This is a genomic window from Corallococcus silvisoli (genome assembly GCF_009909145.1).
Classification (GTDB): Bacteria; Myxococcota; Myxococcia; order Myxococcales; family Myxococcaceae; genus Corallococcus; species Corallococcus silvisoli.
The window spans coordinates 526,847-552,103 of sequence record NZ_JAAAPJ010000005.1 but is presented as its reverse complement, the minus strand read 5'-3'; the positions used below and the strand labels follow the sequence as shown (position 1 = coordinate 552,103).

Genomic DNA, 25,257 nt, shown 5'->3' with positions numbered 1-25,257 from the left:
CGCAACAGGACCCTTGAAGAATACGCACCCGGCTGGAAGACGGAAATCCGGCAGAATTCGACGTCTTCGTCGGATTATCGCCGTTTGTTCAGGCGGCGACGCAGCCCGTCCAGGATGCTCTGGGCGCCGGGGCTGAGGCCGCCGGAGGGCCAGAGGGCGACGACCTCCACGGCCTGGGGGTCTTGTTCGCGCAGGGGCCAGACGCGGAGGTCGGTGGGGAACGGCTGGGTGGGGCGCACGTCGGGGGCGATGGCGCAGGCCCGGTAGGCGCGCAGCAGCTCGTAGAGGTGGAGGAAGCTCTCCACGCGGCCCACCTCGTTCACGGTGACGCCCTGGGCGGCGAAGCGGGCGCTGTTGGCGCCGCCGTACGGGTCGTCTCGCAGCCAGTCCACGAAGCGTTGACCGTCCAGATCCTTCACATCCAGGGCGCGGCGGGAGGGGTGCGCGTGGGCGAGCGTGGAGTCGGGGCCCGCGAGCACCACGAAGGACATGCGCAGCAGGGATTCGGTGTCCACGCCCTCGTGGGGGGGCAGCGGGGTGAAGTCGAGCACCAGATCCTGCTGCCGCGTCTGCACCTGCCGCATGAGCTCATGCGACCCGCCGAAGCCCACCACCAGCTTGAGGTCGGTGGCGGCGGCGTCCTGCGCGATGCCGCCCAGCAGGGACATGGAGAGGGTGGGGTTGAGGCCCAGGCGGAGGGTGGGCTCCACGCGGGCCAGGTCCATCAACCGCTTCATGTCCAGCTGGTGCAGCGGCGTCTGCGTGCCGGCGTAGAGCCGCTCCCCGCGCGCGGACAGCTGGAGGCGCCTGCCCGGGCCGCGCTCCAGCAGGGCGGCGCCATCCGCGAGCACCTCTTCCAGCGCGCGGATGTGTTCACTCACGACGGAGCGGGCGACGCCCAGGTGCTCCGCGGCGGCTTCGATGCTGCCGGCCTCCACGGCGGCGGTGAAGGACTCGAGCCAGACGAGGTGCCGCTGGAGCTTGCGCGGGGGCATGGAGCCTGGGCGGGGCCGGACGCTTAGAGGAAGAAGTCGGGCAGCAGCTCCGCGCCGGGCACGGACTGGTACTTGTCGAAGTCGGTGACGCCGGCCGCGCGGAGGACCTCGTCGTCGATGCAGAAGTTCCCGGTGAAGGAGCGGCTGGGCCTGGTGAGGATGGTGTAGGCGGCGTCGGCCATGATCTCCGGCGTGCGGCTGCCGCGGATGGTGTCGTCACCGCCCAGCAGGTTCTGCACGGCGGCGGTGGCGATGACGGTGCGGGGCCAGAGGGTGTTGACGGCGATGCCGTCGTCCTTGAGCTCCTCCGCCATGCCCAGCGCGCACAGGCTCATGCCGTACTTGGCGATGGTGTACGCCACGTGGGGCCCGAACCAGCGCGGCTCCATGTTGAGGGGCGGCGAGTTGTTGAGGATGTGCGGGTTGCTGGACTTCTTCAGGTACGGGATGCAGGCCTGCGAGCACGCGAAGGTGCCGCGCGTGTTGATGCCGTGCATCAGGTCGAAGCGCTTGAGCGGCGTCTCCAGCGTGCCGGTGAGGCTGATGGCGCTGGCGTTGTTCACCAGGATGTCGATGCCGCCGAAGGTCTCCACGGCCTTCGCGACGGCCGCGTGGATCTGCGCCTCGTCGCGGATGTCCACCACGCACGCGAGCGCCTTGCCGCCGGCTTCTTCAATCTCCTTCGCCGCGGTGTGGATGGTGCCGGGCAGCTTGGGGTGCGGTTCGGTCGTCTTGGCGGCGATGACGATGTTGGCGCCGTCCCGGGCCGCGCGCAGCGCGATGGCCTTGCCGATGCCGCGGCTGGCGCCGGTGATGAAGAGGGTCTTGCCTTGGAGGTTGGACATGGGGCGCATCCTGGCCCACTCCACCGCCCGGCGCATCTGGAAGTCGGAGGCTGTCGGCCGGGAGCGCGCCCGTGGCTCCCTCCCGGCCCGGACGTCCGGCTAGTACGTGATGCAGAGGATGGATTCGATCATCGTCACGTTCCCATTGCCCGTCGTGTTCCAGGGGCCCACGCCGCCCGTGCCGATGATGTAGGTATACGCGGAGCCCCGGATGGCGGTGGTGAAGCTCAGCGCGCCGGCGTGCCCCTGGTCCTGGCAGAAGCGGCGGGCGGTGTCCGCGGGCGTGCTGAGGTTGGCCGTGGGGAAGTTCGGCTGGACCGTGCCGATCTGAAAGCCATTCACCTTGGGCGTCTCGTACGCGACCTCCGCTGAATGGAAGCAGGTGATGGACTCCAGCATCGTCGCGTTTGAGTTGCCAGACTTGCTCCAGGGGCCCACACCGCCCGTCCCGGCGACGTACGAATACGCGGACTCACGGACCGTGCTGGTGAAGCGCAGCGCGCCGGCGTGCCCCAGGTCCGTGCAGAAGCGGCGGGCGGTGTCCGCGGCCGTGCTGAGGTTGCCCGTGGGATAGAGCGGCTGGACAGTGCCCACCGGATAGCCATCCACTGTCGGCGCCGTGTACGTGACCTCCGTCATGGACGTGAAGCAGGTGACGGATTCAATCATCGTCACGTTCGCGTTGCCCGTCGTGTTCCACACGCCCACGCCGCCCGTGCCGATGATGTACGTATACGCGGAGCCCCGGATGGCGGTGGTGAAGGACCGCGCCCCGCTGTGGCCCTGGTCCGTGCAGAAGCGGCGGGCGGTGTCCGTGGGGGTGCTGTAATTGCCTGTCGGGGAGTTGGGTTGCACCGTGCCAATCTGAAAGCCATTGACCGTGGGCGTTGTGTAGGTCTGGTACGTGTCCGCGCTGGCAGGCAACGCGAAGCCCGTCATCAGGAGCAGGGACACGACGAGGGAGGGAAGACGGCGACCGTGATGCATCATGTTTTCCTCGGCTTGTGCGGAAAAGCAGAGCGGGAAGGTAGCGGCTCCCGACGGTGAAAGCATCCCGGTGGGCGAGCGCGCGCCGGTCTAAGCTGGGGCCCCCATGCGTCTGCTCCCTCTGCTCGTCCTGTTGGCTTTGACCGTCCGCTGTGCCCACGCACCGGAGGCCGCGCCGTCCGCCTCCGCGCCTCCCGCCGTCGCGTGGCCGGAGGCCCTTCCCCCCGCGCTGCGTCTGCCGGACACCGTGCGGCCCGTGCACTACGCGTTGGATCTGAAGCTGGTGCCTTCGGAGGACACCTATCCGGGCAGCGTCACCATCGACGTGGAGGTCCGTGAGCCGGTGCGCCAGGTGTGGCTGCACGCGCAGGACCTGGAGGTGACGCGAGCCCGGGTCGTGGTGGGCGACCGCACCTTGGAGGCGAAGCCGGTGACAGCGGACGAGGGGCGCCTGGGCTTGCTGTTGCCGGAGGCGTTGCCGGCGGGCCGGGCGCGGCTCGTGATCGACTTCACCGGCAAGGTGGACCGCGAGCGCAGCCAGGGCATCTACGGCCAGGCGGAAGGGGGCGAGCCCTACCTCTACACGTTCTTCGAGCCCATCGACGCGCGCCGCGCGTTCCCGTGCTTCGACGAGCCGACCTTCAAGGTGCCGTGGCGCCTGCGCTTCACGGTGAAGGCGGGGCACGTGGCGGTGGCCAACCATCCCGTCGTGTCTCGCGAGCCGCTGACGGACGGGCTGGAGCGGGTCACGTTCGCGGAGAGCAAGCCCATGCCCAGCTACCTCGTGGCCTTCATGGTGGGGCCGTTCGACGTGGTGGAGGCCGGCACGGTGGGGCGCGCGAGCGTGCCGCTGCGCTTCGTCGTGCCGAAGGGCCGGGGCGCGGAGACGCGGTACGCCGCGAGCATCACGCCGCGCATCGTGAAGGGCCTGGAGGACTTCTTCGATCAGACCTATCCGTACGAGAAGCTGGATGTGGCGGTGGTGCCCCGCTACTGGGGCACCATGGAGCACCCGGGCATCGTCGCGCTCGGACAGCCGCTCACGCTCATCCCGCCTGGCGAGGAGACGCTGGCCCGGCGCAAGTCCTACGCCGTCATCGCCAACCATGAGCTGGGCCACTATTGGTTCGGCGACGTCGTCACCTGCGCGTGGTGGAACGACATCTGGCTGAACGAGTCCTTCACCGCGTGGCTGGACCGGCAGACGGTGGACCGGCTGGAGCCTTCCTGGAACTTCCAGCAGGAGCGCGCCATGTCCGCGACCCGCAACGCGCTGGAGTCGGACGCGCTGGAGGCCGCGCTGCCGGTGCGCAAGCCGGTGACGAGCAACAGCGACATCGTCGGCTCCTTCGACAACGGGACGACGTATGACAAGGGCTCGTCCGTCATCGCCATGTTCGAGGCGTGGCTGGGTCCGGAGCGCTTCCGCGAGGCGCTGCGCGGGTATGTCCGCAAGCACGCCTGGGGCGTCGCGACGATGGAGGACTTCCTCGCGGACCTGTCCCAGGCGGCGGGACCGGAGGTGGCGCGGTCCTTTGGCGGTTTCATCGAGCAGGGCGGCGCGGCGAGCGTGTCCGCGCAGGTGTCATGCCCCAAGGGAGGCACGCCGACGGTGAAGCTGTCGCAGGAGCGCTACCTGCCGGTGGGGTCGCAGGCGAGCTCCCAGCAGGAATGGCTCGTGCCTGTGTGCCTTCGCGCGGGAACCGGCGCGCAGTCGTCCCGCGTGTGCTCGATGATGGAGGGGCGGACGGCGGAGGTGTCCCTGCCTTTGAAGCAGTGCCCGGCGTGGGTGCTGCTCAACGCGGGCGGCACGGGCTACTACCGGGGCGGCTACACGCGGGAGCAATTGACGAAGCTGCTCTCGACGCCGGCCACCGCCTTCACGGTGGGGGAGCAGGTGGCGCTCTGGGCGGACGTGGACGCGGCGGTGACTCGGGGGATCCTGCCGCTGGGGCAGGCCTTGAGCGCGGTGCCCGCCACCGCCCGGTCGGCGGATCGCCTGGTGGTGCAGGGGGGCGCCGCGTTGCTTCACCGGGTGCGTGAGGATCAGCTCACGGTGGAGGAGCGGCAGCGCTTCCGGGCCTGGGTGGCGTCGCTCTATGCGCCGCGCGCGCGCGCACTCGGCTGGATGCCCAAGGCCGGAGACGATGACGCGATGACGCAGTCGCGCTCGCTTTTGCTCGCGCTGGCGGCGGGGCTCGGCGATGATCCCAAGCTGGCGAAGGAGGCCGCGCCGCTGGTCCGTGCGTGGCTGGCGGACCGCAAGTCAGTGGATCCCGAGGCGCTGTCGAATGCGTTGCCCTGGGCGGCGGCGCACGGGGACGCGGCGTTGTTCGACGCGCTGCTGGCGGCCGCGAAGAAGGAACAGGACCGCAACGAGCGCACGCGGCTGTTGACGGCCCTGGCCTTCTTCCGCGCCCCGGAGCTGGTGGAGCGGGCGCTGGCGCTCGTCATGGGGTCGGACTTCGACGTCAGGGACTCCGAGATCATCCTCAAGATGGCGCTGGTCATCCCGGAGTCGCAGTCGCGGGCCTTGAGCTTCTATCAGGCGCACTTCGATGAGCTGGCGCAGCGACTGCGCTCGGACGAGATGGGCGGGCTGATTGGCCGTCTGGGAAATCTCTGTGATGAGACGCAGCGGGCCCAGGTGGAGGCGTTCCTCAAGCCCCGCGTGGAGAAGATCGAAGGCGGTCCACGCGCCCTGGCCCGGGCCCTGGAGTCCATCCAGTTGTGCGCCGAATCCCAGAAGCTCCACCTGTCGAGCATCCGGGACTTCCTCCGCACCCACTGAATGAAGCCAGTGGGCGCGGTTCAGGGGCCGTAGGGGCACAGTTGCAGCATCTCCGCGATGGGCGGTCGGCAGAGCTGCAAGAGCTGGGTCTCATCCGCGAACGAGGATGTTCTCGCCTTCAAGAAGCAGGAGGCGGGATCGTCCTCGGGCGTGGCGTACTGGCAGAGCTGGAGCGCTTGAGGATCCGACAGGAAGCCTCCCGCCTGGACGCGCTGGAAGCACCGGGCTGGCGAGTCGGAGCGGGCGCCCTGGCAGAGCTGGGCCGCGAGGGTGTCCGTCACCGCGCCGCCCGCCCGGGCCGCCTCGAAGCAGGAGAATTGGGGCGCTCCCGCGGGGATGCCTCCGCTCTGACCCAGCACGGGGAGCCCAAGCAACAGGGCCGCCAGTCCCCCGACTCCTCTCCAACGCTCGTGTCTCATCGTGCAGTGCACCCCCTGGAGAAGGTGGGGAGTCGTTGCCCGCACGCGACCGGAGAGGCGGCCGCGCACGCGGCCCGATGGACGGAGGGCCAGGGAGACGGACGCGGTGCGGTCGCCGTCTCAGTCGTGCGCGGTGCGGCTGTCGGCGGGCACGGCCGCCCGGTCCTTCAATCCGTAGTCCCTCAGCACGTGCGCCACGCGCAGCCGGTAGTCGTTGAACACCCCCTCCCGGCCCTCGCGCTGTGCTTCACGGTGGGCTTCCAGCCGCCGCCACTCCGCCACCGCCGCCTCGTCGCGCCAGTAGGACAGCGACAGCAGCTTGCCGGGCTCGCTGAGGCTCTGGAAGCGCTCGATGGAGATGAAGCCATCGATGCCTGCCAGCAGGGGGCGCAGGGCCGCGGCCAGGTCCAGGTACCGCTGATGGTGATCCTCGTGAGCCCAGGCCTCGAAAATGACAGCGATCATCACGGTCCTCTCAGGATGCGGGTGTTGGTGGATGCGCGCCAGGTGACGGGGCCCGACAGGGGAGACAGGTCCAGGCCGCTCGCGAGCACCTGTTCCGCCGCCGCGACGGCCATGGTCTCCGCCAGCCGCTGGCCTGGACAGGCGTGGGTACCCAGGCCGAAGGTGAAGGTCCGGCGGTCCACGCGCCGGGGCAGGAAGTCGTCGGGCCGGGGATTCTCCTGGGGATCGCGATTCGCCGCCGCGAGCACGACGACCACGGTCGCACCTGCTTCCAGCTCCTGGCCCGCGACGGACACCCGCGAGTGGACGAAGCGCCGGGTGTTCTGGACGGGGGATTCGTGCCGGGCCGCCTCCCGCACCACATCCTCCATGGTGCATTCACGGCGTGCGAGCTGCGTCCGCAGCGACGGCATCCTGGCAATGGCGAGCAGCGACGCGCCCAGGAGCCCCGCCGTGGCCTCATAGGCTTGAGTGAGCAGTCCCACCGCGTTGGGTGTGCGCAGCTCGGCTGGCGCACCGCCCTCCTGCATTCGCGCGGAGAAGCGGCTCAGCAGCGCTGGCCTCGCTTGGGCGCAGTCCTCCACGCGCCCGGTCAGCCGCGCGGCGCTCGCCGCCCCCTCGCTGACCGCCTGGGAATGGACGACCGAGCGAACATAGGCCTCCACGTCCTGCACGCACGCGTCCAGCCCGTCCTCTGGAAGGCCCAGCAGCGTGCCGAGCACGAAGACAGGCAGCTGGAGCGCCCGGGTTGGAAGGAGCGCGATGGAGGGCTCCGCGAAGAGCCGGGCGGACCAGCGGCGGCTCTCTGCTTCCAGCGCCGACATCATCTCTTCCAGCGAGCTCGCCAGGGCCCGCTTCACGGTGGGGAACGGCCCTCCGTCATTCATGCGCACCAGGCGTCCAAAGAGCGCGCCCGCGGCGGTGCCGCCCAGGTGCGGGGGGATGGGCTCCGCCAGAGGCCGCACCCGGCAGTGCTCGCTGGTGAGCACGGCCCGGACCGTGGCTCCGTCCGCCGCGATCCACGGGTCGAACCCTTCGATGCGGTGCAGTCCTCCCCTGGCACGAAGCCCCGCGTAGAACGGGTAGGGGTCGGGATGGGTGACGGCCAGATACGGGTCGGTGGGCGGTCTCATGGGGCCTCGCTCGCGGAGACTCTCGTCGTTCTTCCGGCCTCGGTGCTAGGAAAGGGTTCGTCATGGAGCGAACGATGAATGCAGGGCCGGACCTCGCGACGCTCGCCAGCGCGGTGGGCGACGCCACGCGGATCCGGATGCTGGAGCTGCTCATGGAGGGGCGCGCGCTCGTCGCGAAGGAACTCGCGTTCGGCACCGGCGTCAGTCCGGCGACGGCGACCGCGCACCTCCAGCGGCTGGAGGGGGCCCGGCTGCTTCGCTCCACGCGCCAGGGCCGCAACAAGGTGTTCCGGATCGCCACACCCACCGTGGCGCGAATGGTGGAAGCGATGATGGCGGTGGCGGTCCGGGGGCCTCGGGCCTCCGCGACACCGGAGCCCCTGCGGGCCGCGCGCTACTGCTACGACCATCTGGCGGGCAGGCTGGGGATGGACATCACCGACGCGCTCCTGCGGGCCGGGCACCTGTCCCTCCGGCGCAGGGCCTTCGCCCTGACGGACACGGGAGAGGGCTGGTTCACGGCCTTCGGCATCGAGGTGGCCCCGCTGCGCGAACAGCGTCGCCAGTTCGCCCACCGGTGTCTCGATTGGAGCGAGCGGCGCGACCACCTCGCCGGGGCGCTGGGGGCCGCGCTCGCCTCGCGGGTGTTCGCGCTGGGATGGGTTGAACGTCAGCCCGACTCCCGGGGCCTCACCGTCACGCCCACGGGACAGCGAGGACTGCGGCGTTACTTCGGTTCGCCATGAGCGGACCCGCGACGCCGAGGCACTTCTAGAGCTTCACCCCCACGGTGGTGCGCAGCTGCGTGTCCAGGGGCGGCACCGTCGCGGGGGGCGCGCTGTCGTAGGTGAGGTTGAAGCCAATGCCCACCGTGACCCGGGGGTTGGGCGTCACCGCGAACAGCGTCTCGTTGAGCACGCGCAGGTCGGAGGGGCGCGTGACGCGCGGTTGGAAATAGACCGTCTCCACCAGCTGGATGTTCTCCATCAACTTCAGCCGGCCCAGCAGGTAGCTGGACACGCGTGGATCCGTGTAGCGGTCGCCCGCGTCCGCCTCGCCGTCCTTGCGCAGCCGCTCGTGTTCGACCATCAGCGCGACGCCGAAGGTGAGCCCCGTGGCGTCCTCGTTGAACAGCACGACGCGGGGCCCGGCGCCCAGCAGCGCCCGGAACTGGAGCCGGCGGAACTCGTTGTATTCGTGCTGGGCGAAGACCTCACCGGACACGCTGTCGCTGAGCTTCCGGCGGTAGCGGACGTGTTCCAGGACCTGGCTCACGATGCGCTCGCCACTGGCGAACGAGTACTCCCCGCGGATGATGCCCAGCCACACGTTCCGCTCCGAGCGCAGTTGGCCCACCAGCGAGCCCCGCACGGTGAAGAGCCGCGTGCTGCCCGTGCGCCAGTCGCCGCCCAGCTCGATGGACGCGGCGGGCCCCAGCTCCGCCTTCTCGTCGAAGAGCGCCTGGACATTGACGATCTGTGCCGAGGCGGCGCTCGCATGGAGCAGCACCCCCAGCACCAGCCCCCACCCACCTGTCTTCAGTTGTTTCATGCCCCTCCGCTGTGCCTGTTCAAGGGGGCCGGTTCAACCCTGTTCTGCATGGGCGATGGAGTGCCGGGTCGGCGCTTGACGGCGGCGGGGGAGGGGAGCATGCCTGCGCCGTTTCGCGCCCCTTCAGCCACCCGGAGCCCGCCCATGCAGGTCCACATCATCGATGCCTTCACCCGCACCGCCGGTGCCGGAAACCGCGCGGGCGTCGTGCTCGACGGCGCGGCGTTGGACGTCCCCACGATGCAGCGCACCGCCGCGGCGGTCGGTGCGTCGGAGACCGCCTTTGTCTTGTCCCGCCCGGGCGACCCCACGGTGCGCCTGCGCTACTTCACGCCCATGGATGAGATCGCCTTCTGCGGCCACGCCACCGTGGCCACCTTCCACCTGCTCGCGGAGAAGGGCCTGCTGCGAAGCCCGGGTGTGTACACGCTGGAGTGCCCCGCGGGTTCGTTCGACATCGAGCTGGAGCCCCGGGGCGCGCGGGAGACGCGGGTGTGGATCGTCACCCCCCAGCCGCCCGTGCAGCCGAACCCCGTGGCGATGGACCCGCTGATGGCCGCCGTAGGGGGCACGGCCGAGCAGGTGGACCCGGCGCTGCCGGTCATCCGCCAGGGCCACCGGTTGATGGTGCCCATGAAGCGGCTCGCGGACCTGGAGGCCCTGACGCCCCGGGGCGCGGTGTTGAACACGCTGCTGATGCCTCATGGGGTTCGCGGCGTCTACCTCTTCACCCGCGAGGCGAAGGAGGAGGGCAGCGTGGCGCAGGCGCGCTACTTCGTTCCAGGCTTTGGCGTCCTCGAGGATCCCGTGACGGGCTCCGCCGCGGGGCCGCTGGCAGCCTACCTCGTCGAGCACGGGAGCCTCCGCCTGCCAGCGCAGGGAGGTACGGTTCACAGCCGCATCGAACAGGGAGACACGCTCGGCAAGCCGGGCCGCATCGACATCCAGGTGACGGGCCGTCCCGGCCACATCGAGCGCGCCCGTGTCGGCGGGGTGGCGCTCACGGTGATGGACGCGACCCTCCTCGCGTAGCGCTGGCCGCCAATGACAGACAGCGGAGGCCTGACGGGCTGCCACGAGGCTGCCGTGCCCGGCTCTTGATGGCCTCCCCGTGCGCCGCAAGCTTTGGGCTGGGACAATCACGTCCCTGCTTGCTTCGCCGGTGCTGCGCGGTGGCCGGGCTCATCGGGGAAAGGATGTCATGGCAGCCGACAACACGAACCCGGGGGCGCGCGGGTCATCCCCCGCCTCGCCCGCGGTGAAGAATGCCCAGGAAGGCGCGTCCGGTCCCAGGCAAGCCGGCGCGCCCAGGTCCTCTCCCCAGGCACAGGAGCCGAAGCAGGGGGCCGGCATCACGCGCCGCGAGTCCTATTCCCCTGCGCCGTTGCGTGACGTCCTCTCCCTGAGCCCGTTTGGCCTGATGAGCCGGATGATGGAGGACATGGATCAGCTCTTCACGGACTTCGCGGGTGGCGCCCTGGGCTTGCGGGGGCGTGGCGCCCCGGAGGGCGGCTTGTGGTCGCCGCAGGTGGACGTGCTGGAGCGGGACGGGAACCTGCTGATTCGGGCGGACCTGCCGGGCATGAAGCAGGAGGACATCCGCGTCGAGGTGCTGGAGGACCTGCTCGTGCTCGAAGGCGAGCGCGCCTTCGAGCAGGAAGGGGAGGAAGACGGCATCTGGAGCATGGAGCGCGGCTCCGGTTCGTTCCGCCGGGCCATCCCCCTCCCGGAAGGCATCGAGACGGAGACGGCCCAGGCGCACTTCGAGAACGGCGTGCTGGAGGTGTCGCTGAAGCTTCCCCAGGCCAGGTCCGAAGGAAGGCGCATCGAGGTGAAAGGGGGCTCACGCCCGACGCAGAAGAAGCCGGTCCACTGAGCCACGGGCGCTTCAGCGCTTGTGGGTGTGACGACGGCCTTCGTCCTCCACGACGGCCGCCGCCACCTTCTCCGCCGAGTCCCGCAGCTCCTCCAGGGGCGGCGCGTGCCAGGACTCGAAGGCGAACAGCTTGTTCATCAGCTTGCCGGCCTGATAGCCCGGCCGGAGCCCCAGCGCGTCGAACATCCACCCCAGGGCCCGGTCCGCGAAGCCATACCAGGCCTCCTCGCAGGCCGTGGCCTGGATGGTGATGTCCAGCGTCGAGACCAGTCCGTCCGCCAACGCGAGCATCCGGATGTCCGTGTCATCAGGCGCCGAGGGCAGGTCGTGCCGGAGCGCTTCAAACCGGGCGTCCAGCTTGAACAGCCATTCCCGCGAGCGCTCCAGCGCGTCGATCATGAGCTGGATGTTGTATTCAACGCTCATGTTCGGCGTGGGCTTCTGTCTGAAGAACCGGTGACACCAGCAGTAGCCACCGATGCTCTCATTGCCCAGGACGACGCCCGTCTCCGTGTACCAGGGACCCAGGTTCTGTTCGAGCAGCCGCTGGATGTGTTTCGCCATCGCGTCGTGCTGCGCATCCGTCAGCTTGCGCGTCCCCGGCGGGACCTGGGGCGTCAGGTATTCACGCAGCAACCGGATCAGCTTCTCCGGCTCGTAGCCGTCCAGGCTGTCGCGAATGCGCTGCCAGGAGCCCAGGGCCGTCTTGCTCACGGCGCCACCGACGCAGCCACCCTCGCCGCCGCGGACCTGAGCGCGTCTTCGGACGGCGCCACCCAGGACCCGAATACGAAGCACGTGTTCATCAGCTTCTCCGCGGCCGGCTTTACATACAGGTCCAGCGCCGTGACGCACCACCACAGTGCCCGCTCCGCGATCCGATACCAGGCATCCTCGCAGCCGGTCATCCTGGCGGTGACCTCCACTGTCTCAACCAGTCCGTCCGCGAGCGCCCTCGCCCGGCGCTTCGCGTTGCCAGCGGCCGCCGCCAGCTCACCCCGCGTGGCTTCGAACACGGCGTCCAATGCATCCAGATACTCTTGAATCCGCTCCAGCGCCTCCAGCATGAGCTCGATGTTCTCATCCACGTCCCGGGTGGGCACGGGCGCCTGATTGAAGAACGAGTGACACCAGCAGTAGCCCCCCAGGCTCGCGTTTCCCAGGGAGAGGCCGCTCAGGTTGTACCAGGGGCCCAGCTCGCTCCAGAGCAGCTGCTTCACCTCCTCGATGCGCGGCTGGAGCGCAGGCTTCGAGAAGTCACCGGCCTTCAACGGGGCCAGGACCTCTCGCAGCCGGGAGGCCAGCGCCACCGGATCATAGGCGGCCAGGCTCGCGCGGATTTGTCGCCACGAGTTCAACGAATCCTCAGGGTTCATCCGTGCACCTCGTTGCGACACGGGGCGTCCGGCCCCGCGATGCTCCGCGCCAGCAACCTCGCCATCCGGGTGTAGCCCACGGCGTCTCCCGGCCGCTTGGGCCAGAGCACCACGGGGGCCAGCGGCGGGGTGGGCAGCCGGCCCCGCCGCAGCATGAACTCCAGCCACAGCCGCGCCGCCCGGGCGTTGCCGTCCGGGAAGGGATGGAAGAAACACAGGTCCAGGTACAACCGCGTGGCATGCGCCACCGGATGGCGGGGCTCCCGAGCGTCCGCCTCCACCTTCGCGCGGAAGTCCGCCTCCAGGCCCGGTGTGTGCGCGTAGCGGTGCGCGCCTCCATGCGCGAACGCGTCCCCGGTGCGAAAGCCCGTGGGCCCGCCCAGCGCCTCCGCCTGGGCCTCCGCCATCCGGGCGAACGTCAGGGGCTCCCCCGCGTCCGCCCACCGCCGGACCCGGTGCAGGGCCCGCTCGAAGCGCTCCGTTCGCGCCACCCCCTGGGAATCATGGGCGGGTGCGTCATGGCGGTGCAGGAAGTCCTCCTGGGCGCGCGTCTCGTGGAAGGGCTGCCGCGACGCCGCCGCCAGGTCCGCGCGCAGCGCCGGCAGGTCCCAGTCCAGGCCTCGCGTGGCCTCCCGGTGGGGCGCGAGCTGCTCGGTCGGGGACGGGGCTTTCACTCGGGATCCAGGGAAAACGACGAGGGGACAGCCCATCACGAGCAGCCCCGGGTGACAAACACCCCGGGCCCTTGAGGCCTCTGGTGGGTCATGGAGTGGAGCCCCGGCTCACAATTGCGTAAACAAGCCGTTCTCGCAGCAGGGAGATGGCACTGAATGAAGACGTTCCTCGTGGTCAACCCGCGCAGCGCCAACGGGCAGACGGGGAAGCGATGGGTGGAGATCTCCGCGCAGGTGGGCCGGGTGCTCGGTGAGTTCGGGCATGGCTTCACCAGCGGCGGCATGGATGCGGCGCGTCTGGCGCGGCAGGCCATCGAGGACGGCTACGAGTGCATCGTCGCGGTGGGCGGCGACGGCACCCTCAACGAGGTCACCAACGGCTTCTTCCGCGACGGGCAGGTCATCAACCCGCAAGCCACGCTGGGGCTGCTGCCCCGGGGCACGGGGGGCGACTTCCGCCGCACGTTCGGGTGGGACCTGGAGCTGACGTCCGCGCTGGAGCGGCTGCGCACGGAGAAGACGGAGCCCTTCGACGTGGGGCGGCTGGAGTTCATCGACAACGACGGCAACCCAGCGACGCGCTTCTTCGCCAACATCGCGTCGTTTGGCGTGAGCGCGGTGGTGGCCCGCGAGGTGAATCAGGGCAGCAAGGCGCTGGGCGGCAACCTGAGCTTCATGTGGGGCACCGTGAAGGGCCTGATGAAGTACACCGAGCAGCAGGTGCGCCTCACGGTGGATGGCGGTGCGCCGGAGACGGTGAGCGTCACCGCGGTGGCCGTGGCCAACGGGCGCTACTTCGGCAGCGGGATGTTCGTCGCGCCGGACGCGCTCACGCACGACGGGCTCTTCGACGTCACCCTCTGGTCCAACTACGGCCTGTCCGACTTCGTCCTCAAGTCGAAGGGCGTCTACAACGGCGACCACGTCAACTGGAAGGGCACGCGCCGCCTGCGCTGCCGCACGCTCCACGCGGAGTCCGAGACGGGCGACGTGTTCCTGGACGTGGACGGGGAGACTCCGGGCCGGCTGCCCTGCACCATGACGCTGCTGCCGGGGGCCATCCGCCTCAAGGTGTAGCGTTGGAGTGGGGCGTGCGCGAGCCGTGCTCCACGGGCGCGCCGGTGGAGAGGGGCGCGGGGCGGTACCAGCTCGTCTGCCCGATGAGGTGCCGCGTGAAGCCGTCCTCCACCAGGGGCGCGGCCTCCGCGGCGCCCAGCACCAGGTAGCCGTCGGCGTGCAGCATCCGCCGCACGCGGGCGAGCACCGCGCGCCGCGTGGGTACGTCCCAGTAGATCATCACGTTGCGAAGCAGCACGAGGTCCACGGGCGCCTCCAGTGGGAAGTCCTCCATCAGGTTGAGCGGGCGGAACTCCACCGGCTTGCGCACCTGTTCGTTCAGCCGCCACCCGTCGCGCTCCTGGTGGAAGTAGCGCTGGCGCAGGACGGGCGTCACGCCGCGGTGGAGCTCCTGGGCTTCATAGCGGGCCTCGCTGGCGCGGCTGAGGGCGCGGAGGGAGAAGTCGGTCGCGAGGATGCGCACCGTCCAGCCGGTGATGAGCAGCCCCGCCTCCGCCAGCGTCATCGCCACGCTGTAGGGCTCCTGCCCGTAGGCGCACGCCGCGCACCAGATGCGCAGCGTCCGCGTCCGGCCGCGCCGGGCCAGCAGGGCGGGCAGCACCGTGGAGCGCAGGGCGTCGAACACCGGCGCGTCCCGGAAGAAGGCCGTCTCGTGGTTGGCCAGGGCCTCGGCCAGCCGCTGGTGGAGCGCGCTGCCCTCGGGCTGCGAGCGCAGCCGCGCCACCAGGGTGGTGATGTCGGGGAGTCGCTCCTCGCGCATGAGCGGCGTGAGCCGCGTCTCCACCAGCGCGTGCGTGTCGGACTCCAGCACCAACCCGGACCTTCGCAGCACGCGCTGGCGCAGGTAGGAGAAGTCCTCGGGAAGCAGGGGCATGACTACGTCCTCTTTCCGCGTGCTTCCACGCGCCGCACCAACTCCGTGGCCAGGGTGTCCAGCGGCACCACGGCGTCCGCGAGCCCCGCCTGCTCCACCACGCCCGGCATGCTGCCGATGACGCAGCTGGCCTGGTCCTGCACCACCACCTGACCGCCCGACTCGCTCACCCGGCGGCATCCGCGCAGGCCGTCCTGCCCCATGCCGGTGAGCACCACCGCCAGCACGCCCGGGCCGTACACGTCCGCCGCGGAGCGGAAGAGCAGGTCCACCGCCGGCCGGCAGGCGTTCTCCGCGGGCCCCTGATGCGTGTGCAGCCGCACTCCCGCCGCATCCCGGCGGACGGCCAGGTGGAAGTCCCCCGGCGCGACCCACACCGCGCCGGGCTGGACGAACGCTCCGGACACCGCCTCGCGCACGCGCAGCGAGCTCGCGGCCTCCAGGCGCTCCGCGAGCAGCCGGGTGAAGAGGGGCGGCATGTGCTGCACGATGAGCACCGGCACCGGCAGATCCGCGGGCAGCGCGGACACCACGCGCACCAGCGCGCCGGGGCCCCCGGTGGACGCGCCGATGACGATGGCCTCCACGCGCGAGGGCGCGTGTGCGCGGGCCCGGGGCGCGCGTGGGACGGAGGCCTGCGCGGGGGGCGCGGGGGACGCGCGCACATGGAGCGCCTTGAGCTTGCGCACCAGCTCTTCCCGCACCGCCTCCACGGTGACGTGCAGGCCCCCGGCGGAGGTGGGCTTCGTCACGTAGTCACGCGCCCCCAGCGCGAGCGCCTCCAGGGTGAGGACGCCCGCGCGTTCGGTGAGCGCGCTGAACATCACCACCGGCAGCTCTGGCGCGCGCTGTCGCAGCAGCTTGAGCGTCTCCAGCCCGTCCAGGTCCGGCATCTCCAGGTCCAGCAGCACCACGTCCGGCTGGAACTGCTCCACCTTCGTCAGCGCGATGCGGCCGTTGGGCGCGGTGGCGACGACCTCCAGGCCCGGATCCGCGTCCAGCAGCAGGGACACCTGCCGCCGCACCACGGCCGCGTCGTCCACCACCAGGACCCGGATGGCGTTCATGGGCCCCCTCTTCACCGGGCCGCGTGCGCGACCGGGCAGCGGCCCCCGGCGGGGGAACTGGAGGCCGCGTTGCCGTACACCTCGTGCCGGGGCCGGCTCGCGAGGATGGCGCTGGCGCCCCAGTCCGTCACCCGGTGGAAGGCCTCCGAGGTGACGAAGGCGTCGAAGCCCTCGCGGGTGTGCCACTCGGAGACGATGAGATAGCGGCCCGGAGCCTCCACGCTCCGGAACAGCTCCGTCCTGGCGTGCTCGGGCAGCGCTCGCATGGCCTCCAACACGAGCGCGAACTTCCGCTCGAAGGCCTCCGCCTTGCCCTCTCGCACTTCGTAGTTCATGCCGATGGTGACCATCCGCCACCTCCTTGTCCGTCGTTCACTCGAGCCAGACCCGGACTTGCCGGTCGCCCTCGTCCAGGTGGAACAGCTCCGAAGGCCGCAGCCCCGAGGCCACCGCCGCCGCGCCGATGGCCGCTGGATCCAGGCCCCGCGCCGCGAGCCTTCGCGCCAGGTCGTCCGGCAACAGCTCTTCCAGGTGCGCCGTCACATCCGCGCGGAAGGTCAGCGCCACGCGCGTGAGGCACCCTTGCGTCACCCGCACCCGCAGGTACCTGGCCGCCCCCTCGAGGTGCGAAGCGGGCGGTGGAAGCGGAGGCGGCAGCGAGGGGGCGCGCGCCTCGTCCAGCAGGGGGCCCCAGGCGAGCGGCGCGTCCAGCACCTCCAGGTGGCGCACCAGCCCATGGAACGCGCGCAGGACGTAGAGGTGCGAGGCGGAACCTGCCGCTCGGAAGTTCCACCGGTGGGGCCCCAGGGCTTCGGAGATCCGCGCCCCCAACCGCCAGCTCCTGACCTCGAAGGGGCGGTCCTGGAGGAAGGGCTCCAGGAGCACCTGGCTGATGGCGGGCAGCGCCTCCGCCATGGGCTCCAGCAGCTCTGGCGCGAAGCCCAGCGTGACCCACGCGGATAGCAAATGGTCGGCCTCCGGCGCGGGTCCCCGGAGGAGCGCGATCAACCGGCCCAGCCCCAGGGGCAGCTCGGGTTGAATCGGCTTCACGCAGCCGAAGTCGAGCACCCCCAGCACGGGCCGTCCGTCCGGGCCTCGTGACACGCGGTAGTTGCCCGGGTGTGGATCCGCGTGCAGCACGCCCCACGTGAAGCAGCCGTGGAGGAACAGCCGCACCAGCGTCGTGGCCAGCGCGCGGCGGTCCGCGTCGCTCCAGCGCCGGGCCTCCGCCAGCGGCTGGCCTTCCACCCAGCTCATCACTAGCAGGTCTTCGCGCACGAGCGCGTCCACCGGCACCGGGGAGGTGACGCCCGGCACCTCCGACAGGCGCGCGTTCGCGTCCCGCAGGGCCTGGGCCTCAAGGTGGTAGTCCAGCTCGCGCTGGAGCATCTCCGCCAGCTCGCGACGGTAGGCGGACAGGTCCAGCTTCCCGCGCCAGCCGCCCAGCGGCGCCGCCAGCCACCCCAGCGCGCGCAGATCATCCCGCACGGCGTCCACGATGCCCGGGTGCCGCAGCTTCACCGCCACGGCACGCCCGCCCCGCAGCACGCCCCGGTGCACCTGCCCCAGCGACGCGGTGATGCCCACGCCCTCCAGTGTCGCGAACACCTCCCGCCACGGCCTGCCCAGCCGGCGGGAGATCTCCTCCAGCGCGGCCTCGGGCGCGAGCGGGGAGGGCGCCTCCGCGAGCGAACCGAACCCCGGGGTGTCCGTGCCCAGCTCGGAGAGCGTGAGCACCTGCCCCACCTTCTGGGGCAGCCCGCGCAGCCCGAGCAATCGCTCGGCGAGCTCGTGCCGCGCGGGCTCCACGTCCTGGGGGCGGGACGCGCGCCGCAGGCGTTTGGAGGCCTGGGCGACGCGGCCCAGCTCCCACCATCGCATCAGTCCGGTTCTCACGCGCCGTGGCTCCCGAGTCCTGACCGCGCGCTACTTCGACCGGTTCTGCTTGTCCGTGGTGTCCACCTGGATGACCAGCCGTTGCAGTGACTGCGCCATGTGGGCCAGCTCCACCGCCGAGCGCTGCGTGCTGCCCGCGCCCTCGGTGGTGCTGCGCGCGGCCTCCGCCACGGCGGCCATGTTCTCGGAGATCTGCTGGCTGCCCTTGGCCGCCTCTCCCACGTTGCGGAGGATCTCCCCCGCGGTGGCCGTCTGCTCCTCCACGGACGACGCGATGGAGGTCTGCAACTCGTTGATCCGGCCGATGGTGGCGCCAATCTCCAGGATGGCGTTGACCACCTCCTCGGTGTCCCCCTGGATGCTGCCAATCTTCAGCCCGATGTCCTCCGTGGCCCGGGCCGTCTCGCGCGCCAGCTCCTTCACCTCGTTGGCCACCACCGCGAAGCCCCGACCCGCCTCGCCCGCGCGCGCCGCCTCGATGGTCGCGTTGAGCGCCAGCAGGTTGGTCTGCTGCGCGATGGAGGTGATGACCTTGATGACCTTGCCGATCTCCTGGCTGCTCGTCCCCAGCTTGCCCACGACGACGGACGTGCCGTCCGCCAGCTTGACGGCGGAGGACGCCACCCGGGCCGCGGTGCTCGCGTTGCGCGCCACCTCCCGGATGTTCGCGTTGACCTCCTCCATGCCGGACGCGACGCGCTGCACGTTGCGGCTGACCTGCTCGGCGCCCGCGGACACCTGGGTGGCCTGCGCCGCGGTCTCCTGCGCGTTGCTCACCATCTGCTGGCTGACGCTGGACAGCTCCTGGGACGACGCCGCGAGCGTCTGCGAGTGCTGCGTCACCTCCTGGAAGATGCCGCGCAGGGTGGTGTCCAGCTCCTTCTCCCGCTGCTGCACGGCGAGCTTCTCGGTGATGAGCTCCCAGGTCACCATGGGCCCCAGGTAGCGGCCCTGGCCGTCGTACACCGCCGTCACCAGCAGGTCCGCGATCTCCGGCCCGATGGGGATGTTCGCGCGCACCGGCAGGTTCTTGTCGTTGGCCAGGATCTTCCGCTGGTACGCCGCGTCCCGGTGGAAGACGTCGATGGTCGAGCCGATCACCCGGTCCGCCGTCACCGGCAGGTGCTTCTCCACCCGCTGCAACAACCGGCGCGATGCCGGGTTCAGGTAGACGATCCTCAGGTCCACGTCCGCCACCATCACGCACGTGGGCGCGTTCTCCAGCATGGCCCGCAGGCGCGCCATCTCCGTGTCCGTGCGCTGCTTCTCCGTGACGTCCGTCCAGTTCACCACGTAGCCGGTGAGCGCGCCCGCCTTGTCCAGGATGCCGTCCACGCGGGCCTTGAGCTGGAGCGCGCCCACGGAGAAGGCGGCCTCGTGAGGCAGCGCCGACGGCGTGTTCAGCCGGCCCTCCTCGCGCCGCAGCTGGTGTTCGAAGCGGGAGAGGAAGTCGCCGCCCGCTTCGTCCGCGCCATGGCTTGGGAACGCATCGCTCTCTTCGATGCGCTCGATGGCCTCCATGGCGGACGCGTTCGCGAAGACGATGCCCAGGTCCATGTCCAGCACGAAGAGGTTGACCCGCGCCGCGTCCAGCAGCGCTTCGCCCAGGCCGCTCCCCAGGGACATGGACGCGCGGCGGCGGGAGGAGCGCGGCGCGCGGGAGGGGCCCTTGGCGATCCGCCGTCCCGCGGTCCGGGGCGAGCGCGCCGGAGCCTGAGGCGTCGCGGGAGGGGAGGAGGACTTGGGCGCGGACGGGCTCACGATGTCGTCCCGCAGCGCGCCCACCGCCGCCAGGACCTCCTGGGCGAGGGGGCCCGGCACGTCCAGGTCGTCCAGGACGTGGGCCAGGTGTTCGGCGACGCGCTCGAAGTGCTGGGGCTGAAGGTCCATCCTCGCGTGCACGTCACGCATCGACCGGCCGTGATAGAGCGCGGGCCCGCCCAGCAGCTGCGTGAGGTAGGTGACCATCTGGCGCTGCAGCGGGACCAGGTCCGTGCGGTGGAAGTAGGGCGTGAGCTGGGTGTCCGTCATCACGCGCGCGTAGAGCTTCTGCACGGCGGCCGTCAGGGCGGCCTTGCCCCCCAGGCGGTGGAAGAGGCTGGTCTTCTCGGTGGGCGCGGAGGTGCGGGCCATCAGTGGGGCTCCTGGGGAAGCGCGGAAAGGGAAGGGGATGCGGCGGGGTTGGACGCGGGCGACAGCCCGTCCACCACCGCGTCCGCGGACAACACCAACAACAGCCGGTCTGGAAGCGCGTGGACGCCCAACAGCAGCGAGCGCAGGGGCCCGCGCAGGTTGTCTGGCACCGGGGCCAGCTTCGCGTCGACGAAGGGGAGGATGTCGCCAATGGCATCCACGCGCAGGCTCACCGCGCCGTCGTCACCGCGAAGCACCACGTGGGGCGCGTCCGCGGGGGCCGTGGCCTCCGGCAGGTCCAGGCGGCGGCGCAGGTCGATGGCGGGGACGATCTGCCCGCGCAGGTTGAGCAGGCCCGCCACCTCCGGCGGGGCGCCAGGGACGCGCGTGAGCGGGGGCGGCAGGAGGATCTCCTGCACCCGCTCGATGTCCAGGCCGAACAGGTGCTCGCCCACCAGGAACGAGCAGAGCTGGCGCGGGTCGCTCATGGCGTACCGCCCGTCAGCAGCTCCGGGTGCACGGCGCGCACGGTGCCCTCCACGTCCAGGAATTCGGTGGCCCGGCTCTGCACCACCATGGAGCCCAGCACTCCCGGGCGCCGCGTCTCGCGCTGGAGCGCGAAGTCCACCTCCGCGATGTCGAGGATGGCGTCCACCACCAGCCCCACGCGCGTCTCCGCGTGAGAGGTGACGACGACGGACAGGGACGCGCCCGCCGCGGCCTGGAGCGCCTGGGTGAGCGTCTCCGTCGCGCCCTGTCGAGACGCCAGCACGGAGGCCACGCGCACCAGCGGGAGGAGCTGGCCGTGGTAGCGCGCCATCTCCATGCCTCCGCTCAAGCGCTCCACGTCCGAGGCGGGCAGCTCCTCCAGCCGCGCCACGCGCGACAGCGGGATGGCCACGCGGCCCTCCTCGCCGGTGCGGCACAGGAGCACCCGCTCGCGCGGCGCCTCGGGCCGCGGCGCCACCTCCGGGACGGGCTCGGGGATGACGACCTGGGCCTGCGTCTCGTCGAGGGTGCCCGCGCGGCGTCCCAGCCCCATCGCGTCCAGGATGAGCGCCACGCGCCCGTCGCCCAGCACCGTCGCGCCCGCGTAGCAGGCCAGCCCCTTCAGGTGCTTCCACAGCGGCTTGACGACGATCTCCTCGGTGTCGTGGATGGCGTCCACCCACAGCCCGAAGGAGTGCTCCCCGGCCTGCAACACGACGACGGTGACGCCTTCTTCCAGGTCCGGCATGGCGGGCCCCACGCCCAGCTCCGAGGCGAGGACGACCAACGGCATCAGCTCCCCCCGGAGCCGGAGCACGCACGCGCCCTGGATGCGGGTGACGTCGCGCCGGGCCTGCTCCGGCTCCAACCACACCACCTCGCGGAGGCTGGCCTGTGGCAGCGCGTACCGGTCCCCCCGGCAGGTGACGAGCAGCGCGGGGATGATGGCCAGCGTGAGGGGGATCTTCAGGGTGAACGTCGTGCCCTGGCCGGGCCGGCTGTGCACCTCCACGGTGCCGCCAATGCGCTCCACCTGCGTGCGCACCACGTCCATGCCCACCCCCCGGCCGGACAGCGACGTCACGCGCTCGGCGGTGCTGAAGCCGGGCATGAAGATGAGCATCAGCGCGTCCGCGTCCGGCAGCCGCGCGGCCTGCTCCGCCGTCAACAGGCCCCGCTGCACCGCGACCTGACGCACGCGCTGCACGTCGATGCCCGCGCCGTCGTCGGACATCCCCAGGTGCACGAGCCCGCCCTCGTGCGACGCCCGCAGCGTCACGCACCCCACGGGCGGCTTGCCGCGCTCGCGGCGCTGCTCGGGCGTCTCCACGCCGTGGTCCACGGCGTTGCGCAGCAGGTGGGTGAGCGGATCATGCAGCGCCTCCACCAGCGTCTTGTCCAGCTCCGTGTCCGCGCCCTGCAACTGGAGCCGCACCTGCTTGCCGCACCCGTTCGCCAGCTCGCGCACGAGCCGGGGGAAGCGGTTCCACACCTGCCCCACGGGCTGCAGCCGCGTCTTCATCACCACCTGCTGGACCTGGGTCGTCACGACGTCCAGCCGCTGCGACGCGGTGACCAGCTCCGCGCCCGGCGCGGGGGACGTGGCGCACTGGAGGATGCGGTTGCGCGCCAGCACCAGCTCGCCCATCAGGTTCATCAGCCGGTCCAGCAGCGCCACGTCCACGCGCAGCTTGGAGTCCATGCCGGTGGCCGCGCCGCGCCAGGGCAGGGTGCCCGGTGGCGTCAGGGGCTCGGAGGCCGCCAGGGGCGCGGACGCCGCCGTCGCGCCCGCCATCCGGGCGAACAGCGCGGAGTGGTCCACCGCGGGCTCCAGCCCCGTCGCCTCGATGTGCTCCAGCGCCCCTCGCGCCGCGTCCGCGATGGCCAGCAGCGTGGAGACGCGCTCCCGGTCCAGCGTGAGGCGCCTGTCGCGCGCCAGCCCGAGCAGCTCCTCCGCGGCGTGCATCAGCGCCTCCAGGCGGGAGAAGCCCAGGAAGCCGCAGGTGCCCTTGACCGTGTGGAGGCTGCGGAAGAGCTGCGCCAGCAGCGCCTGCGAACCCGGCTGCGCCTCCAGCTCCAGCACCGTCGCCTCGATGCCCTGCACGTGCTCGCGGGACTCGACCAGGAACTCCCGCATCACCTCATCCCAGCCCGGAGTCTCAGCCACGGGCGGCGCGTCCCCGCGCGAACGCTCGCGCGCCATGTCTGTCTTTGAGATGGAGTATGCCGGCGCTGCCCATGGGCAACGGCCCCCCCGACCCGCAGGACGCCCGAGTCGAGACGCCAGCATGGCGCAAGCGATTCGGAATGGGAATGCTGTCCCCCAGGGAAGGGGGCCTGATCAGAAGAACAGGCGGAGCAGGTCGTACCGCGTCTCCGCTCCCAGCTTTCGCAAGAGATTGGCTTGATGGAATTTTACGGTGCGTTCGGTAATGCCTAACACCGCGGCGATGTCGGTGGAGGAGCGGCCGAGCGCGAGGTAACGCAAGACATCACCCTCCCGCTCGGAGAGCCGCGCGGTGAGCGCCATCCTGCGCACCTTCGCCTCGAAGAGGCCGGTGAGCGTGGCGTCGCCAATCGTGTGCACGGTGATCCGCGCGGTGCCGGCCCCGGTCGGGGTGGCGGTGACGACCTCGTAGCCGTCACTGGCGGCGTCCGCGTGCCGCACGATGGTGTGGGGCCAGGCGGTGGTCGCCGCCGCCGTCAGCGGGCAGTCCAGACAGGGCGTGTCGCGGTGGGCGAAGGCGCCGAAGCACGGCCGGCCCACCCGGTCGTCCGGCTGCGGCGTCCCCGAGTTCCAGACGGCCTTGAGCGTCCCGAACGACGCCAGCTCGGTGGAGATTTCATAGCTCAGGTCCTGATACGGCCCCGGGGCGTGGGGGCCGGAGTCCTCCGGCTCTCCGGGGGCGGGGAGGATGGGCCCGGCGCGCGTGACGATGGCCACCAGGCGCAGGGGCGGGCGCCCCACGGCGGCGACGTCCAGCTCCACCGGCAGCCGCTCACCCTCGCGGGTGAGGACCTCCGTCTCCAGCCGGTGCTCGGCGCTGGTGAAGATGGCCCGCAGGGCCCGCCCCACCGCCGGGCCGTGCTCCCGCGGTGTGCAGACGTCCGTCCAGCGTCGTCCCAGCAATTCCTCGCGCGGCCGGCGCAGCAGCGACGTGAACGCGACATTGGCCAGCTCGATCCGGCCCCTCCGGTCCATCACGACGATGGGACGCACGTCCCGTTCCGCCAGCAGCGATGCGGTCGATGACCAATCCATGGTGACCCCCCGCGTGTTGCGCCCACGGCCAGTCTATTAATGGATATTGATGAATTGCGTGGCTTCATCATTTTGCCGCGAAGTGACAGGGTTTGCAGCTGGACAAACATCCCAGCGCGGGCCGCGGCCGCGACGGCGCGCGCACCCGTCTGCCTGGAGGGCGTGCCAGAAACCTGGAACGTCGCCCTGAATCCAGGCAACCTCCTGCATCCCCCGGGCTCCTGGATTACATCCAGGGGCCACCCTCGCAAGCCTGGCTCGGGAAGGGAGCCGACCGCATGAGCGCACCGCGACGACCCGCGCAGTTCGACCTCTTCACTGGCGCGGCGGAAGAAGCCCCGGTGTCGTCCCGGCGTCGCACCCAGCCGGTAGGGCCGGCCCCCGCGTCCGACAGCCTTCGCGCGTTGGGGGAGCAGCTGCCCCGAGGCGTCTACCTGGGCACGTCGTCGTGGACCTTCCCGGGCTGGAACGGCCTCGTCTATGATCACGAGGCCAGCACGACCCAGCTGGCGCGCGAGGGCCTGGGGGCCTACGCGCACCACCCGGTGCTGCGCACGGTGGGCATCGACCGGACCTTCTACGCGCCGGTGCCCGCCGCCACGTTCGCCGAATATGCCCAGCAGGTGCCTGACGGTTTCCGCTTCCTCGTGAAGGCGCACGAGGCCTGCACGCTGGCGCGCTTCCCCGTCCACGAGCGCTACGGCGCGCACCGGGGGCAGGCGAACGAGCGGTTCCTCCAGGCCGCGTACGCGGTGGATCACGTCGTGGCGCCGTTCCTGGAGGGGCTGGGCGACAAGGCCGGCCCGCTCGTCTTCCAGTTCCCGCCGCAGGACCCGGCGGCGCTGGGCGGCCCCGGGCGCTTCGTGGAGCGGCTGCACGCGTTCTTCTCCGCGCTGCCCCGGGGGCCGCTGTACGCGGTGGAGGTGCGCAACGAGGAGTTGCTCACGGAGGCCTTCGCCCAGGCGCTCGCCGACACGGGCGTCAGCCCGGTGCTCGCGGTGTGGGCTCACATGCCGCCGGTCGCCCGGCAGGCGAAGCTCACGCGCGCCTTCGAGTCCCGCGCCGTGGTGGTGCGCTGGATGCTGCCGCCCAACCTCGGCTACGAGGAGGCCTACGCCCGCTATGCGCCGTTCAATCGGTTGGTGGACGAAGATGTTGGCACCCGGGACGTGCTGGCCCGGGTGTGCATGGCCGCGGTGCGACGCGAGCGCCCCGTCTTCGTGACCATCAACAACAAGGCGGAAGGGAGCGCTCCGCTGTCCGCCGTCCGCCTCGCGGAACGCGTCGTGTCACACAAGGAGGAGGGCGGCCAGCGGGCTGTCGCGCACGCAACATGACTTGCGCGTG

The 25,257-nt window shown here is 71.1% G+C and carries 24 protein-coding genes; 6 read left to right on the top strand and 18 right to left on the bottom strand.

Translation table 11 applies throughout. The annotated features are described in order from the left end of the window. Positions 1-74: 74 nt before the first annotated feature. The 3 genes from GTY96_RS11265 to GTY96_RS11255 form a co-directional block, all read right to left on the bottom strand. Positions 75-995, bottom strand: coding sequence for a LysR family transcriptional regulator (locus GTY96_RS11265; protein ID WP_143901206.1), 921 nt, complete (start codon positions 993-995; stop codon positions 75-77). A 23-nt stretch (positions 996-1,018) separates the two neighbouring features. Then, a complete protein-coding gene (locus GTY96_RS11260; protein WP_143901204.1) occupies positions 1,019-1,840 on the bottom strand; it encodes an SDR family oxidoreductase in 822 nt (273 codons plus the stop codon). Positions 1,841-1,939: 99 nt separating this feature from the next. Beyond that, positions 1,940-2,830: a hypothetical protein gene (locus GTY96_RS11255; protein WP_161664685.1), complete on the bottom strand. Its 891-nt coding sequence runs from the start codon at positions 2,828-2,830 to the stop codon at positions 1,940-1,942. A 103-nt stretch (positions 2,831-2,933) separates the two neighbouring features. Here GTY96_RS11255 and GTY96_RS11250 point away from each other — a divergent pair, with 103 nt between their 5' ends. Continuing rightward, positions 2,934-5,618: a M1 family metallopeptidase gene (locus GTY96_RS11250; protein ID WP_143901200.1), complete on the top strand. Its 2,685-nt coding sequence runs from the start codon at positions 2,934-2,936 to the stop codon at positions 5,616-5,618. Positions 5,619-5,638: 20 nt separating this feature from the next. Here GTY96_RS11250 and GTY96_RS11245 read toward each other — a convergent pair whose 3' ends face one another. From GTY96_RS11245 to GTY96_RS11235, 3 genes are all read right to left on the bottom strand, one after another. Further along, on the bottom strand, positions 5,639-5,992 hold the full coding sequence (locus GTY96_RS11245; protein ID WP_235685523.1) for a hypothetical protein: 354 nt from the start codon (positions 5,990-5,992) through the stop codon (positions 5,639-5,641). Positions 5,993-6,157: 165 nt separating this feature from the next. Further along, a complete protein-coding gene (locus tag GTY96_RS11240; protein ID WP_161664683.1) occupies positions 6,158-6,502 on the bottom strand; it encodes an antibiotic biosynthesis monooxygenase family protein in 345 nt (114 codons plus the stop codon). After that, positions 6,502-7,635, bottom strand: a complete 1,134-nt coding sequence (locus GTY96_RS11235; RefSeq protein WP_161664682.1) for a cytochrome P450 — start codon at positions 7,633-7,635, stop codon at positions 6,502-6,504. The genes GTY96_RS11240 and GTY96_RS11235 overlap by 1 nt, the downstream gene beginning before the upstream one ends. A 62-nt stretch (positions 7,636-7,697) precedes the next feature. Between GTY96_RS11235 and GTY96_RS11230 the strand changes: the two genes are divergently transcribed. Then, positions 7,698-8,381 (top strand): ArsR/SmtB family transcription factor, encoded by a 684-nt coding sequence (locus GTY96_RS11230; protein WP_161664681.1) that lies wholly within the window; start codon positions 7,698-7,700, stop codon positions 8,379-8,381. 25 nt (positions 8,382-8,406) lie between these two features. On the opposite strand, the gene GTY96_RS11225 is transcribed toward GTY96_RS11230, so the two are convergent. Next, entirely contained in the window at positions 8,407-9,186 is a 780-nt protein-coding gene (locus GTY96_RS11225) for a DUF481 domain-containing protein (protein WP_161664680.1), read from the bottom strand. Between the two features lie 144 nt (positions 9,187-9,330). Between GTY96_RS11225 and GTY96_RS11220 the strand changes: the two genes are divergently transcribed. Both GTY96_RS11220 and GTY96_RS11215 read left to right on the top strand, forming a co-directional pair. After that, complete coding sequence (locus GTY96_RS11220; protein WP_143901191.1) at positions 9,331-10,218, top strand: PhzF family phenazine biosynthesis protein; 888 nt, start codon at positions 9,331-9,333, stop codon at positions 10,216-10,218. 169 nt (positions 10,219-10,387) lie between these two features. Continuing rightward, positions 10,388-11,062: an Hsp20/alpha crystallin family protein gene (locus GTY96_RS11215; protein WP_161664679.1), complete on the top strand. Its 675-nt coding sequence runs from the start codon at positions 10,388-10,390 to the stop codon at positions 11,060-11,062. A 12-nt stretch (positions 11,063-11,074) separates the two neighbouring features. Here the strand turns inward: GTY96_RS11215 and GTY96_RS11210 are convergent, their stop codons facing one another. Genes GTY96_RS11210 through GTY96_RS38550 form a run of 3 tightly spaced genes read right to left on the bottom strand, consistent with a single transcriptional unit; the run spans position 11,075 to position 13,112 of the window. After that, positions 11,075-11,776: a hypothetical protein gene (locus tag GTY96_RS11210; protein WP_161664678.1), complete on the bottom strand. Its 702-nt coding sequence runs from the start codon at positions 11,774-11,776 to the stop codon at positions 11,075-11,077. Next, complete coding sequence (locus GTY96_RS11205; protein WP_143901185.1) at positions 11,773-12,438, bottom strand: hypothetical protein; 666 nt, start codon at positions 12,436-12,438, stop codon at positions 11,773-11,775. Before GTY96_RS11205 ends, GTY96_RS11210 begins: the two co-directional genes overlap by 4 nt. Beyond that, the gene (locus GTY96_RS38550) at positions 12,435-13,112 is read right to left on the bottom strand and encodes a Fic family protein (protein ID WP_143901183.1); all 678 of its coding nucleotides are present in this window, start codon (positions 13,110-13,112) and stop codon (positions 12,435-12,437) included. Before GTY96_RS38550 ends, GTY96_RS11205 begins: the two co-directional genes overlap by 4 nt. A gap of 156 nt (positions 13,113-13,268) precedes the next feature. Here GTY96_RS38550 and GTY96_RS11195 point away from each other — a divergent pair, with 156 nt between their 5' ends. Then, a complete protein-coding gene (locus GTY96_RS11195) occupies positions 13,269-14,189 on the top strand; it encodes a diacylglycerol/lipid kinase family protein (protein WP_143901181.1) in 921 nt (306 codons plus the stop codon). Here the strand turns inward: GTY96_RS11195 and GTY96_RS11190 are convergent. From GTY96_RS11190 to GTY96_RS11155, 8 genes are all read right to left on the bottom strand, one after another. Further along, a complete protein-coding gene (locus GTY96_RS11190) occupies positions 14,179-15,063 on the bottom strand; it encodes a CheR family methyltransferase (protein ID WP_143901179.1) in 885 nt (294 codons plus the stop codon). The genes GTY96_RS11195 and GTY96_RS11190 overlap by 11 nt on opposite strands. A gap of 2 nt (positions 15,064-15,065) precedes the next feature. After that, positions 15,066-16,130, bottom strand: coding sequence for a chemotaxis-specific protein-glutamate methyltransferase CheB (gene cheB / locus GTY96_RS11185; RefSeq protein ID WP_143901177.1), 1,065 nt, complete (start codon positions 16,128-16,130; stop codon positions 15,066-15,068). Positions 16,131-16,141: 11 nt separating this feature from the next. After that, positions 16,142-16,480: an antibiotic biosynthesis monooxygenase family protein gene (locus GTY96_RS11180; RefSeq protein ID WP_143901175.1), complete on the bottom strand. Its 339-nt coding sequence runs from the start codon at positions 16,478-16,480 to the stop codon at positions 16,142-16,144. Between the two features lie 22 nt (positions 16,481-16,502). Next, positions 16,503-18,026, bottom strand: a complete 1,524-nt coding sequence (locus GTY96_RS11175; RefSeq protein WP_161664677.1) for an ABC1 kinase family protein — start codon at positions 18,024-18,026, stop codon at positions 16,503-16,505. Positions 18,027-18,056: 30 nt separating this feature from the next. Continuing rightward, a complete protein-coding gene (locus tag GTY96_RS11170) occupies positions 18,057-20,159 on the bottom strand; it encodes a methyl-accepting chemotaxis protein (protein WP_143901171.1) in 2,103 nt (700 codons plus the stop codon). Further along, positions 20,159-20,647, bottom strand: a complete 489-nt coding sequence (locus GTY96_RS11165; RefSeq protein ID WP_143901169.1) for a chemotaxis protein CheW — start codon at positions 20,645-20,647, stop codon at positions 20,159-20,161. The genes GTY96_RS11170 and GTY96_RS11165 overlap by 1 nt, the downstream gene beginning before the upstream one ends. Then, the gene (locus GTY96_RS11160; protein ID WP_201755973.1) at positions 20,644-22,815 is read right to left on the bottom strand and encodes a chemotaxis protein CheA; all 2,172 of its coding nucleotides are present in this window, start codon (positions 22,813-22,815) and stop codon (positions 20,644-20,646) included. The genes GTY96_RS11165 and GTY96_RS11160 overlap by 4 nt, the downstream gene beginning before the upstream one ends. A 174-nt stretch (positions 22,816-22,989) precedes the next feature. Continuing rightward, complete coding sequence (locus GTY96_RS11155) at positions 22,990-23,910, bottom strand: helix-turn-helix transcriptional regulator (protein ID WP_143901165.1); 921 nt, start codon at positions 23,908-23,910, stop codon at positions 22,990-22,992. 278 nt (positions 23,911-24,188) lie between these two features. Between GTY96_RS11155 and GTY96_RS11150 the strand changes: the two genes are divergently transcribed. Then, positions 24,189-25,247: a DUF72 domain-containing protein gene (locus tag GTY96_RS11150; RefSeq protein WP_143901163.1), complete on the top strand. Its 1,059-nt coding sequence runs from the start codon at positions 24,189-24,191 to the stop codon at positions 25,245-25,247. Positions 25,248-25,257 lie beyond the last annotated feature (10 nt).